General features: G+C 74.4%; 11 protein-coding genes. 7 read left to right on the plus strand and 4 right to left on the minus strand.

Features of this window, described 5'->3' with window-relative positions; all coding sequences use genetic code 11:
• Positions 1–95: 95 nt before the first annotated feature.
• Positions 96–1,535 (minus strand): NAD(P)H-quinone dehydrogenase, encoded by a 1,440-nt coding sequence (locus tag ACZ6EJ_RS24875; protein ID WP_469270143.1) that lies wholly within the window; start codon positions 1,533–1,535, stop codon positions 96–98.
• A 237-nt stretch (positions 1,536–1,772) separates the two neighbouring features.
• On the opposite strand from ACZ6EJ_RS24875, the gene ACZ6EJ_RS24880 reads away from it, so the two are divergent.
• The 3 genes from ACZ6EJ_RS24880 to ACZ6EJ_RS24890 all read left to right on the plus strand — a co-directional run bounded on the left by ACZ6EJ_RS24880 (position 1,773) and on the right by ACZ6EJ_RS24890 (position 4,930).
• The gene (locus ACZ6EJ_RS24880; protein WP_469270145.1) at positions 1,773–2,210 is read left to right on the plus strand and encodes a gamma-glutamylcyclotransferase family protein; all 438 of its coding nucleotides are present in this window, start codon (positions 1,773–1,775) and stop codon (positions 2,208–2,210) included.
• 101 nt (positions 2,211–2,311) lie between these two features.
• Positions 2,312–3,136, plus strand: a complete 825-nt coding sequence (locus tag ACZ6EJ_RS24885; RefSeq protein WP_469270147.1) for a purine-nucleoside phosphorylase — start codon at positions 2,312–2,314, stop codon at positions 3,134–3,136.
• Between the two features lie 153 nt (positions 3,137–3,289).
• On the plus strand, positions 3,290–4,930 hold the full coding sequence (locus ACZ6EJ_RS24890; RefSeq protein WP_469270148.1) for a phospho-sugar mutase: 1,641 nt from the start codon (positions 3,290–3,292) through the stop codon (positions 4,928–4,930).
• Positions 4,931–5,468: 538 nt separating this feature from the next.
• Here ACZ6EJ_RS24890 and ACZ6EJ_RS24895 read toward each other — a convergent pair.
• Positions 5,469–6,107, minus strand: coding sequence for a PH domain-containing protein (locus tag ACZ6EJ_RS24895; RefSeq protein ID WP_469270150.1), 639 nt, complete (start codon positions 6,105–6,107; stop codon positions 5,469–5,471).
• 135 nt (positions 6,108–6,242) lie between these two features.
• On the opposite strand from ACZ6EJ_RS24895, the gene deoC reads away from it, so the two are divergent.
• Genes deoC through ACZ6EJ_RS24910 form a run of 3 tightly spaced genes read left to right on the plus strand, consistent with a single transcriptional unit; the run spans position 6,243 to position 9,573 of the window.
• Positions 6,243–7,229: a deoxyribose-phosphate aldolase gene (gene deoC / locus ACZ6EJ_RS24900; protein ID WP_469270172.1), complete on the plus strand. Its 987-nt coding sequence runs from the start codon at positions 6,243–6,245 to the stop codon at positions 7,227–7,229.
• Between the two features lie 6 nt (positions 7,230–7,235).
• A complete protein-coding gene (locus ACZ6EJ_RS24905; RefSeq protein WP_469270152.1) occupies positions 7,236–8,672 on the plus strand; it encodes an aldehyde dehydrogenase family protein in 1,437 nt (478 codons plus the stop codon).
• A complete protein-coding gene (locus ACZ6EJ_RS24910; RefSeq protein WP_469270153.1) occupies positions 8,665–9,573 on the plus strand; it encodes an aldehyde dehydrogenase family protein in 909 nt (302 codons plus the stop codon). Before ACZ6EJ_RS24905 ends, ACZ6EJ_RS24910 begins: the two co-directional genes overlap by 8 nt.
• An 80-nt stretch (positions 9,574–9,653) precedes the next feature.
• Here ACZ6EJ_RS24910 and ACZ6EJ_RS24915 read toward each other — a convergent pair whose 3' ends face one another.
• Positions 9,654–10,079 carry a hypothetical protein gene (locus ACZ6EJ_RS24915; RefSeq protein WP_469270155.1) on the minus strand — a complete coding sequence of 142 codons (426 nt, stop codon included), beginning with the start codon at positions 10,077–10,079 and terminating at the stop codon, positions 9,654–9,656.
• A gap of 127 nt (positions 10,080–10,206) precedes the next feature.
• Here ACZ6EJ_RS24915 and ACZ6EJ_RS24920 point away from each other — a divergent pair, with 127 nt between their 5' ends.
• Positions 10,207–10,848, plus strand: coding sequence for a uridine kinase family protein (locus ACZ6EJ_RS24920; RefSeq protein ID WP_469270157.1), 642 nt, complete (start codon positions 10,207–10,209; stop codon positions 10,846–10,848).
• 384 nt (positions 10,849–11,232) lie between these two features.
• Here ACZ6EJ_RS24920 and ACZ6EJ_RS24925 read toward each other — a convergent pair whose 3' ends face one another.
• Entirely contained in the window at positions 11,233–12,048 is an 816-nt protein-coding gene (locus tag ACZ6EJ_RS24925) for a SigE family RNA polymerase sigma factor (protein ID WP_469270159.1), read from the minus strand.
• Positions 12,049–12,071 lie beyond the last annotated feature (23 nt).

Below are 12,071 nucleotides of genomic sequence, written 5' to 3' on the forward strand. Positions count from 1 at the left end.
CCCCCCCCCCCCCCCCCCCCCCCCCCCCCCCCCCCCCCCCCCCCCCCCCCCCCCCCCCCCCCCCCCCCCCCCCCCCCCCCCCCCCCCCCCCCCGGTCAGCCCTCGTCCGTGAGCTTGCGGGTGTGCAACTGCCGGGCCACTTCCGCGATCGACCCGGACAGGGACGGGTACACCGTGAAGGCGTTGGCGATCTGCTCCACCGTCATGTTGTTGTCGACCGCGATCGAGATGGGGTGGATCAGCTCGCTGGCGCGCGGCGCGACGACGCAGCCGCCGACCACGATCCCCGTGCCGGGGCGGCAGAAGATCTTGACGAAGCCGTCGCGGATGCCCTGCATCTTGGCGCGCGGGTTGCGCAGCAGCGGCAGCTTCACCACGCGGGCCTCGATCCGGCCGGCGTCGACGTCGGCCTGGCTGTAGCCGACGGTGGCGATCTCCGGGTCGGTGAAGACGTTGGCGGAGACCGCCTTGAGGTTCAGCGGGGCGACCGCGTCGCCGAGGAAGTGGTACATCGCGATCCGGCCCTGCATCGCGGCGACCGAGGCCAGCGCGAAGATGCCGGTGACGTCGCCGGCCGCGTAGACGCCGGGGGCGCTGGTGCGCGAGACCCGGTCGGTGAGGATGTGCCCGGAGTCCTTGAGCCGGACGCCGGCCTCCTCCAGCCCCATGCCCGCGGTGTTCGGGATCGCGCCGACCGCCATCAGGCAGTGCGAACCGGTGATGACCCGGCCGTCGGCGAGCGCCACCTCGACCCGGTCGCCCACGCGCTTGGCGGACTGGGCGCGGGAACGGGCCATGACGTTCATCCCGCGGCGGCGGAAGACGTCCTCCAGGACGGCAGCGGCGTCCGGGTCCTCGCCGGGCAGCACGCGGTCGCGGGAGGAGACGAGGGTGACGCGGGAGCCGAGCGCCTGGTAGGCCCCGGCGAACTCCGCGCCGGTCACCCCGGAGCCGACCACGATCAGCTCTTCGGGCAGCTCGTCGAGGTCGTAGACCTGGGTCCAGTTCAGGATGCGCTCGCCGTCGGGCTGCGCGTCCGGGATCTCGCGGGGGTGGCCGCCCGTCGCTATCAGCACGGCGTCGGCGGTCAGCCGCTCCTCGGTGCCGTCGGCGGCGGTGACGACGACCTGCCGGGAGCCGTCGGCCGCCTGGAGCCCGTCGAGCCGGCCCCGGCCGCGCATCACACGGGCCCCGGCGCGGGTGACGGAGGCGGTGATGTCGTGCGACTGGGCGAGCGCGAGGCGCTTGACGCGGCGGTTGACCTTGCCGAGGTCCACGCCCACCACCCGCGCCGCCTGCTCCTTGTGCGGGGTGTCGTCGGCGACGATGATGCCCAGCTCCTCGTAGGAGGAGTCGAAGGTGGTCATCACCTCGGCCGTGGCGATCAGGGTCTTGGAGGGCACGCAGTCGGTGAGCACCGACGCCCCGCCGAGGCCGTCGCAGTCGACGACCGTCACCTCCGCGCCGAGCTGGGCGCCGACCAGGGCCGCCTCGTAGCCGCCGGGGCCGCCGCCGATGATCACGATCCGGGTCACGAAAAGTCCGCCTCGCGTGGTGTCGTCCCGCGGCCGTCTGCCGCCCCGGCCGGGGGGCCGGGGGAGCGCCCCGGCGAATGCAGTACGTACTCCATTGTCCCGCACGCGCCAAGGAGCTTCGCTCCGGGGCCCTCCATACGGGAATGGGGGCCGCCCTCGCGCGGGCCACCTCCCCCGACCGGGGCCTTCGTCACAGGAACCGGCCCTCCGGCCGCCGCCTCCCGTACCCTCGATGCCATGTCGCTCTACGCCGCGTACGCCGGCAACCTCGACGCGCGGCTGATGACCCGCCGCGCCCCGCATTCCCCGATGCGCAGCACGGGCTGGCTCAACGGCTGGCGGCTGACCTTCGGCGGGGAGCAGATGGGCTGGGAGGGGGCGCTGGCCACCGTGGTGGAGGCGCCGCGCTCCCAGGTCTTCGTCGCGCTGTACGACCTGGCGCCGATGGACGAGGACTCCATGGACCGCTGGGAGGGCGTCGGGCTCGACGTCTACCGCCGGATGCGGGTGCGCGTGCACACCCTGGACGGCGAGGAGCCGGCCTGGATGTACGTGCTGAACGGCTACGAGGGCGGCCTGCCCTCGGCGCGCTACCTGGGCGAGATCGCCGACGCCGCCGAGTCCGCGGGAGCCCCCCACGACTATGTGATGGAGCTGCGCAAGCGCCCCTGCTGACCCCTCCCCGCCGCTCTTCGTGCGAAGGCACGAAGAGTTCGCGGGGATCTTTGCGCGGGGGCATCTACGCGCGTAGGGATCGAGCGGTTACGCTCATCCGCGTGAACGCATCTGTTATTCCGGACCACATCCAGGGCGACCCGCGGACAGCCGCCGCCGGGGCCGCCGCCCGGCTGCGCGAGCTGACCGGCGCCGAGACCCACGACGTCGCCCTGGTGATGGGCTCCGGCTGGGCCCCCGCGGGCGACGCGCTCGGCGTCCCGGACGCCGAGTTCCCCGTCACCGAGCTGCCCGGCTTCCCGGCCCCCGCCGTCGAGGGGCACGGCGGCACGGTCCGCTCGTACCGGATCGGCGGCAAGCGCGTCCTGGTCTTCCTCGGCCGCACCCACTACTACGAGGGCCGGGGCGTCGCCGCCGTCGCCCACGGTGTGCGTACGGCGGTGGCGGCGGGGTGCGGGACGGTCGTGCTGACGAACGGCTGCGGCGGTCTGCGCGAGGGGATGCGTCCGGGGCAGCCGGTCCTCATCAGCGACCACATCAACCTCACGGCCGCGTCCCCGATCATCGGCGCCAACTTCGTCGACCTGACCGACCTGTACTCCCCCCGGCTGCGCGCGCTGTGCAAGGAGATCGACGAGACGCTCGAAGAGGGCGTGTACGTCCAGTTCCCCGGCCCGCACTACGAGACCCCGGCCGAGATCGGCATGGTCCGGGTGCTGGGCGGCGACCTGGTGGGCATGTCCACCGTGCTGGAGGCCATCGCGGCCCGCGAGGCGGGCGCCGAGGTGCTCGGCATCTCCCTCGTCACCAACCTGGCGGCGGGCCTCTCCGGGGAGCCGCTGAACCACGAGGAGGTCCTGCAGGCCGGCCGCGACTCGGCGGCCCGCATGGGCGCCCTGCTGGCCCGCGTGCTCGACCGCATCTGAGCCGCCCCGGACCTCCGGCCGGCCCCGGCGCGCGTTGTGCGCCGGGGCCGGCCGGAGCCGGGCCCCGGTCCGCGCGGCGCCCCGCGCCCGCCCCGGCGCACGCCCGTGCGACGCCCCCCGCTCCCCCACCCGCTCCCCCGAAAGGCGGACCCCGTGCAGCACGACCTCATCGCGCAGGCCAGGACCTGGCTGGCCGAGGACCCCGACCCGCAGACGCGTGACGAACTGGCCGCGCTGATCGAGGCGGGCGACACCGCCGAGCTGGCCGCCCGGTTCGCGGGGACGCTCCAGTTCGGCACGGCCGGGCTGCGCGGGGAGCTGGGCGCCGGGCCGATGCGGATGAACCGGTCCGTGGTGATCCGGGCCGCGGCCGGGCTCGCCGCGTACCTGAAGGGGCGCGGCGAGGAGGGCGGGCTGGTCGTCATCGGCTACGACGCCCGCTACAAGTCCGCCGACTTCGCGCGCGACACCGCCGCCGTCATGACGGGGGCCGGGCTGCGCGCCGCCGTGCTGCCCCGCCCGCTCCCCACCCCCGTACTGGCGTTCGCCATACGGCACCTGGGGGCCGTCGCCGGGGTCGAGGTGACCGCCAGCCACAACCCGCCGCGCGACAACGGCTACAAGGTCTACCTCGGCGACGGCTCGCAGATCGTGCCCCCGGCGGACGGCGAGATCGCGGCCGCCATCGCCTCGGTCGGCCCGCTCTCCTCCGTGGCCCGCCCGGAGGACGGCTGGCAGACCCTCGGCGACGAGGTGCTGGACGCCTACCTCGCGCGGACGGACCGGGTGCTCGCGGCGGGCAGCCCCCGTACCGCGCGCACCGTCCACACCGCGCTGCACGGCGTCGGCACGGAGGTGCTCACGGCCGCGTTCGCGCGGGCCGGGTTCCCCGCGCCGGTGCTGGTGGCCGAGCAGGCCGAGCCCGACCCCGCGTTCCCCACCGTGGCCTTCCCCAACCCGGAGGAGCCCGGCGCGATGGATCTCGCCTTCGCCACCGCGCGCCGGGCCGCGCCGGACCTGGTCATCGCGAACGACCCGGACGCGGACCGCTGCGCCGTCGCCGTGCCGGACACCTCCGCCGAGGGCGGCTGGCGGATGCTGCGCGGCGACGAGGTCGGCGCGCTGCTCGCCGCGCACCTGGTGGAGCGCGGTGCGAGCGGCGTGTTCGCGGAGTCGATCGTGTCGTCCTCGCTGCTCGGCCGGATCGCGGAGAAGGCGGGCCTCGGCCACGAGGAGACGCTGACGGGCTTCAAGTGGATCGCCCGCGTGGACGGCCTGCGGTACGGCTACGAGGAGGCGCTGGGCTACTGCGTCGACCCCGACGGCGTACGCGACAAGGACGGCATCACCGCCGCACTGCTCGTCGCGGAGCTGGCCTCCGTGCTCAAGGAGCGGGGCCGCACCCTGCTGGACCTGCTGGACGACCTCGCCGTCGCCCACGGGCTGCACGCCACCGACCAGCTCTCGGTCCGGGTGGAGGACCTGACGGTCATCGCGGACGCCATGACCCGGCTCCGCGAGCAGCCGCCGACCGTGCTGGCCGGGCTCGCCGTCACCTCGGCCGAGGACCTGACCCTGGGCACGGACCGGCTGCCGCCCACGGACGGGCTGCGCTATCGCCTGGACGGCGCGCGGGTGATCGTCCGCCCGAGCGGCACCGAGCCGAAGCTGAAGTGCTACCTGGAGGTCGTCGTCCCGGTCGCCGACGCCTCCGAGCTGCCCGCCGCGCGGGCTCGGGCGGCGGACCTGCTGGCCGGGATCAAGCGGGACCTCGCGGCGGCCGCCGGAATCTGACCCGGCCCCCACGCCCGTACACGCAGGGCCGGCGCCCCCCACGGGGGGTGCCGGCCCTGCGCACATCCGGCGAACGGGCTCGGCTCGGTTGGGCCGGTCCACCGGGATCGGGTCGTGCAGCAGACCGGGGGCCGGTGTCCGCCACCCCCCGGCCCGGTCGTTCACTCGTGCGCGGGACCGGCCGTCCAGCCCACCGCGCGGCCCGGTCGTCCAGCCGGGCACGGGGCCGATAGTCCGGCGCACCGCCCGACCCGGTCGTCCACACGGTCGCGGGGGCCGATCGCCCAGCCCACCGCGCGACCCGACCACCCGGCCCGGTCGTTCACTCAGGCGCGGGACCGTTCGCCCAGCCCACCGCCCGACCCGGTCGTTCGAACGGTCGCGCGGCCCGACCCCCCGGCCCGGTCGTTCACTCAGGCGTGGGACCGGCCGCCCAGCCCACCGCCCGGCCCGGCCACGGGGCCCGGCCCGGCCACCGGCCCCGGTCGTCCGACCGGCCACACGCCCCGGTCGCTCGGCCACCGCCCCTCCCCGGAGTTCAGCCGATCGTCCACACCACCGCGAACAGGACCGCGCCGACGAGGACCGGGGCGATCACCTCGTACGCCCAGCGCACGGAGCGCCGGGCGGCGCCCTCCGGCGTCGATCCGCCCGCCCGCTCGGCCAGGTCCCGCAGGTCGCGGACGGTCTGGTCGGCGGAGGCGGTGCGCTGGGCGGCGTCGCGGACGTCGGCGCTGACCGAGGTGCGGCCGTAGGGGTCGTCGTGCGCGGCGCGGGCCGCCTCGCGGGCCGCGCGCTTGCGGGCGCGCAGGGAGACGGGGATGGCCCAGAGCTGGTACTTCGCCCCGTCCTGGGCGATCAGCTCGGAGGAGTACCCGGCCCGGACGTCGGCGACCTCGGTCCACGGGAGCTGGATCGTCCGGAACGGGTTGCGGACGCGGATGCGCTCGCCGTCGACGAAGACCGCCGGGCGCAGGGTGAACGCCACGACCAGCGGCACCACGACGAGCAGCGCGGCAGGGGCCAGCCACGGCGTCCGGCCCTCGCCCCGGATCATGGCGTCGCCCGCCATCCAGGCGATCAGCAGGAGCAGCAGCACCCCGCAGACCAGCGCGGCGACGGAGCGGTGGACCCGCTCGGCGGGGGGCGTCTGCGCGGGAGGCGTGGGGCTCGTCATGGGGCCGATTCTGCCCGACGGGCGCGGAAGGCGGCGGGGCGGCCGGGCGCCGCGGAAGGCGGAGGGGGCGGAACGCGGGGGCGGACGGGCCCCTGTACAGGTCGCTACGCGCGTAGATATGCTCCTCTGGTGACCATGCCCACCACTGCTCCCTCCCCCCAGCCCTCAAGCGCGTCCGAGCGGGGAGGCGCCCCGCTCTCCGACGTGACGGCGTCCGACAGTGCGCTGCGCCGCTTCCTGTTCGGGCTGCCCGGCGTCGACGCCGTCGGCCTGGACGCGCGGGCCGCCGCCCTCGGCACCCGTTCGATCAAGACGACGGCCAAGGCGTACGCCATCGACCTCGCCATCTCGATGATCGACCTGACGACGCTGGAAGGCGCGGACACGCCCGGCAAGGTCCGGGCTCTCGCCGCGAAGGCCGTCCACCCCGACCCGACCGACCGCACGACCCCGCGCACCGCGGCGGTCTGCGTCTACCCCGACATGGCGGCCACCGCCTCGGCGGCGCTCGCCGGTTCCGGCGTGAAGGTGGCGTCCGTGGCGACCGCGTTCCCGGCCGGCCGCGCCGCGCTGGACGTCAAGCTCGCGGACGTCCGCGAGGCCGTGGCGGCCGGGGCGGACGAGATCGACATGGTGATCGACCGGGGGGCCTTCCTCTCCGGCCGCTTCCTCAAGGTGTACGAGGAGATCACCGCCGTGAAGGCGGAGTGCGGGGCCGCCCGCCTCAAGGTGATCTTCGAGACCGGCGAGCTGTCCACGTACGACAACATCCGCCGGGCCTCCTGGATCGGGATGCTGGCGGGCGCGGACTTCATCAAGACCTCGACGGGCAAGGTGGCCGTGAACGCCACCCCCGCCAACACCCTGCTGATGCTGGAGGCCGTGCGCGACTTCCGGGCGCAGACCGGCGTGCAGGTCGGCGTGAAGCCGGCCGGCGGCATCCGCACCACCAAGGACGCGATCAAGTTCCTGGTGCTGGTGAACGAGACGGCGGGCGAGGACTGGCTGGACCCCCACTGGTTCCGGTTCGGCGCGTCCAGCCTGCTCAACGACCTGCTGATGCAGCGTCAGAAGCTCAGTAGCGGCCGTTACTCCGGCCCCGATTACGTGACGGTGGACTGATACGCCATGGCATCCGCATTCGAGTACGCACCGGCGCCGGAGTCCCGCTCCGTCGTCGACATCGCCCCTTCGTACGGGCTGTTCATCGACGGCGAGTTCACCGAGGCCGCCGACGGCAAGGTCTTCAAGACCGTTTCGCCGAGCACCGAGGAGGTCCTGTCGGAGGTCGCGCGGGCGGGCGCGGCGGACGTGGACCGGGCCGTGCGCGCCGCGCGCGCCGCCTTCTCGACGTGGTCGGCGCTGCCCGGCTCCGAGCGCGCCAAGTACCTCTTCCGGATCGCGCGGATCATCCAGGAGCGCAGCCGCGAGCTGGCCGTCCTGGAGACCCTCGACAACGGCAAGCCGATCAAGGAGACCCGTGACGCGGACCTCCCGCTGGTCGCGGCGCACTTCTTCTACTACGCGGGCTGGGCCGACAAGCTGGACCACGCCGGGTACGGCCCGAACCCCCGCCCGCTGGGCGTGGCGGGCCAGGTCATCCCGTGGAACTTCCCCCTGCTGATGCTCGCGTGGAAGATCGCCCCGGCGCTCGCCACCGGCAACACGGTGGTCCTGAAGCCCGCCGAGACGACCCCGCTGAGCGCACTGTTCTTCGCGGACGTCTGCCGCCAGGCCGGGCTGCCCAAGGGCGTCGTCAACATCCTGACCGGTTACGGCGACGCGGGCGAGGCCCTCGTCTCCCACCCCGGCGTGGACAAGGTCGCCTTCACCGGCTCGACCGCCGTCGGCAAGGCCATCGCCCGACAGGTCGCGGGGACGGACAAGAAGGTCACCCTGGAGCTGGGCGGCAAGGGCGCGAACATCGTCTTCGACGACGCCCCGATCGACCAGGCCGTCGAGGGCATCGTGACCGGGATCTTCTTCAACCAGGGCCAGGTCTGCTGCGCCGGCTCCCGTCTGCTGGTCCAGGAGTCGGTCCACGACGAGGTGCTCGACGCCCTCAAGCGCCGGCTCTCCACGCTGCGCCTGGGCGATCCGCTGGACAAGAACACCGACATCGGCGCGATCAACTCCCCCGAGCAGCTCGCCCGGATCACCGCGCTGGTGGAGACCGGCGAGGCCGAGGGCGCCGAGCGCTGGTCGGCCCCGTGCGAACTGCCGTCCACCGGTTACTGGTTCGCCCCGACGCTGTTCACCGGCGTCACCCAGGCGCACACGGTGGCGCGCGACGAGATCTTCGGCCCGGTGCTGTCCGTCCTCACCTTCCGCACCCCGGACGAGGCGGTCGCCAAGGCCAACAACAGTCAGTACGGCCTCTCGGCCGGCATCTGGACGGAGAAGGGCTCCCGCATCCTCGCGGTGGCGGGCCGGCTCCGTGCGGGCGTCGTCTGGGCCAACACGTTCAACAAGTTCGACCCGACGTCGCCGTTCGGCGGCTACAAGGAGTCGGGCTACGGCCGCGAGGGCGGCCGCCACGGCCTGGAGGCGTACCTCGATGTCTGAGCAGAACCGTACGAGCGTCTTCAAGACCTACAAGTTGTACGTCGGGGGCAAGTTCCCCCGCTCCGAGAGCGGCCGGGTGTACGAGGTGACGGACTCGAAGGGCCAGTGGCTCGCCAACGCGCCGCGCTCCTCCCGCAAGGACGCGCGTGACGCGGTCGTCGCCGCGCGCAAGGCGTTCGGCGGCTGGTCGGGCGCGACCGCGTACAACCGCGGCCAGGTCCTCTACCGCGTCGCGGAGATGCTGGAGGGCCGCAGGGACCAGTTCGTCCGCGAAGTGGCGGCGGCCGAGGGGCTGTCGAAGTCCAAGGCGGCGCCCCTGGTGGACGCGGCGATCGACCGCTGGGTCTGGTACGCGGGCTGGACCGACAAGATCGGGCAGATCGCGGGCGCGGCCAACCCGGTCGCGGGCCCGTTCCTCAACATCTCCACCCCCGAGCCGACCGGCGTCGTCGCGGTCCTCGCGCCGCAGGAGTCCTCGCTCCTCGGCCTGGTCTCGGTGCTCGCCCCGGTGATCGCGACCGGCAACACGGCCGTGGTGATCGCCTCCGCCGACGCCCCGCTGCCCGCCCTGTCGCTGGGCGAGGTGCTGGCCACCTCCGACGTGCCGGGCGGTGTCGTCAACATCCTCTCCGGCGCGACGGCGGAGCTGGCGGCCCCGCTCGCCGCCCACCAGGACGTCAACGCGATCGACCTCACCGGGGCCGGGGCCGACCTGGCGAAGGAGTTGGAGGTCGCGGCCGCGGACAACCTGAAGCGGGTGCTGCGCCCCCGCCCCGCGGACGGCTCCGGCGCGGCGGACTGGCTCGCCGCGCCCGGCACGGAGCGGCTGACGGCCTTCCTGGAGACCAAGACGGTCTGGCACCCGACCGGCGCGCTGGGGGCCTCGGGCTCCTCGTACTGACACGCGCCGCGACGCCCCGGACGGGGCCGCCCCGCTCCCGGACGCCGGAGAGGGGCGGCCCCGTCCGTCGCGCGGCGGGCTCAGCCGGTGACGAGCCGGGTCACCGTCCCCACCACCGGCAGGTCGCCGAGCGAGCCGCCGCTGGAGATCGGCCCGGTCAGGGCAGCCGTGGACAGCGGCTGGAAGTCGGCGACCTGGGTGCCCACGGCGTTGTCCAGCGGGTCCACCCCGGTGCCCGCGAGCGGGTCGAGCCGGAGGTCGGTGATCGGGGCGACGCTGCCGGCCAGTGAGGTGCCGAGCGCGCTGGTCACCGCGGGCCCGGCCTTCTCGCCGACCGCCTGGAGGGCGGAGGGGACGTCCTGCTCGGGGACTTCGGCGATGGCCGGCAGGGTGACGGCGGCCTGTGCGGAGCCCATCCCGGCCCCCAGGGCGGCCCCCAGAGCGGTGACGGTCAGACCGGCGCGCAGCAGGACGCGACGTTCGGGCTTTCGTGCGTGACGTGCCATGTTTCCACCTGATCGAGCCTCGTAGGGTAATCGTCTGTGCGCGCAGAGTAGTTGAGAGGGGGTGTCCGGTACCAACAGGAGACCCGAGGGGTCCCCTGTGCGGGTCAATGCGTCACACTTGTGTTCTGTGAGTTCCCAACCGATCCCCGCCCGTGTCGTCCTGCTCGCGGGCCCCTCCGGCTCCGGCAAGTCCTCCCTCGCCGCCCGCACCGGCCTACCGGTGCTGCGCCTGGACGACTTCTACAAGGAGGGCGACGACCCGACGCTGCCGCGCGTCGCCGACTCCGCGGACATCGACTGGGACTCCCCCGCCTCCTGGGACGCGGACGCGGCGGTCGCGGCCATCGCCGCACTGTGCCGGACCGGGCGCACCGACGTGCCGGTGTACGACATCGCCACCAGCTCCCGTACGGACCACGAGGTCTTCCACATCGAGCGCTCGCCCCTGTTCGTGGCCGAGGGCATCTTCGCGGCCGAGATCGTCGCGCGCTGCCAGGCGCTGGGGCTGCTGGCGGACGCGCTGTGCCTGCGCGGCCGCCCGTCCACGACGTTCCGGCGGCGGCTGGCGCGGGATCTGCGCGAGGGCCGCAAGTCGGCGCCGTTCCTGCTGCGGCGCGGCTGGCGGCTGATGCGGGCCGAGCGGCGCATCGTGGCCCGCCAGACGGCTCTGGGCGCACACCCCTGCGGCAAGGACGAGGCACTGGGCCGACTGGCCGCCGCGGCGGCGGGCCGCTGCCGGCGCACGCCGGTGGCGCACGAGGCGGCATAGGCGGCGCGCAGGCGACCGGTGAGGGGCCGAACGGGCAGCGGGGCCGTACGAGCCATCGGCCCGTACGACCCCGCTGTGTTCCCCGTGCCCCCGCCTCCCCCGAAGCGGAGGGCCGTTCCCCCGTGGCTTCCGCCTCCCCCGAAGCGGTGAGCCCTTGCCTCCCCCGTACCCCCGCCTCATCCGAGACGGAGGGCCGTTTCCCCCCGTGGCCCCCGCTTCCCCCGAAGCGAAGAGCCGTTTCCTCCCCCGTGGCCCTCGCCTCCCCCGAAGCGGTGGGCCCTTGCCTCCCCCGTGCCCTCGCCTCCCCCGACGCGAAGAGCCGTTTCCTCCCCCGTGGCTTCCGCCTCCCCCGAAGCGGTGAGCCCCTTCCCTCCCCCGTCGCCTTCAGGCCACCAGCTCGCCGAAGGACTCCTGCTCGTCACGTCCGAAGCTGAGGACCTCGTCCTCGCGCAGCCGGCGCAGCGTGCGCCAGATGCTCGACTTCACCGTGCCGACACTGATGCCGAGTATGGACGCGATCTCCGGGTCGGTGCGGCCCTCGTAGTACCGCAGGACCAGCATCGTGCGCTGGAGTTCGGGCAGCCGGGCGAGCGCCTGCCAGAGCACCGCCCGCAGCTCCGTGCCGCGCATCGCGTCCGTGTCGCCCACCGTCTCCGGCAGCTCCTCGGTCGGGTATTCGTTCACCTTGCGCCGGCGCCAGGCGCTGATGTGCAGGTTGGTCATGGTGCGGCGCAGATAGCCGCCGACCGCCGCCTTGTCGCTGATGCGGTCCCACGCCCGGTACGTCGAGAACAGGGCGCTCTGCAACAGGTCCTCGGCCTCGAACCGGTCGCCGGTCAGGTGGTAGGCGGTCGCGTAGAGGGAGGCCCGCCGCTCCTGGACGTAGGCCGTGAACGCCGCTTCGGCGTCCGCGCCCTCCGGCCGGGCCGCGCGGTCCCCCGCGGGCTTCCCGTACGCGCTCGGCGCGTCGTCCCCGGCGGACCCGTCGACCACCGTCATGTACGGCTGCTTGCGCACCGGTTCGGCCACCGGCGGGCGCTGGCGACCGGAGCCGCGGACGCAGCCCCGCGCCCCCGCGAGCTCCCGGCCCCGCTCGGCCAGGGAACTCCCCGCCCCGGCGGCGGACTTGTCCGTGCTCCGGCCGATGTCGTGGAGACGCGTGACAACAGCGCTCGAGCTGGTGCCGTGCAGTGCGTTCATCTCGCGCCCCCTATCGGTGGAGT

Source organism: Streptomyces sp. NPDC041970 (genome assembly GCF_055588985.1).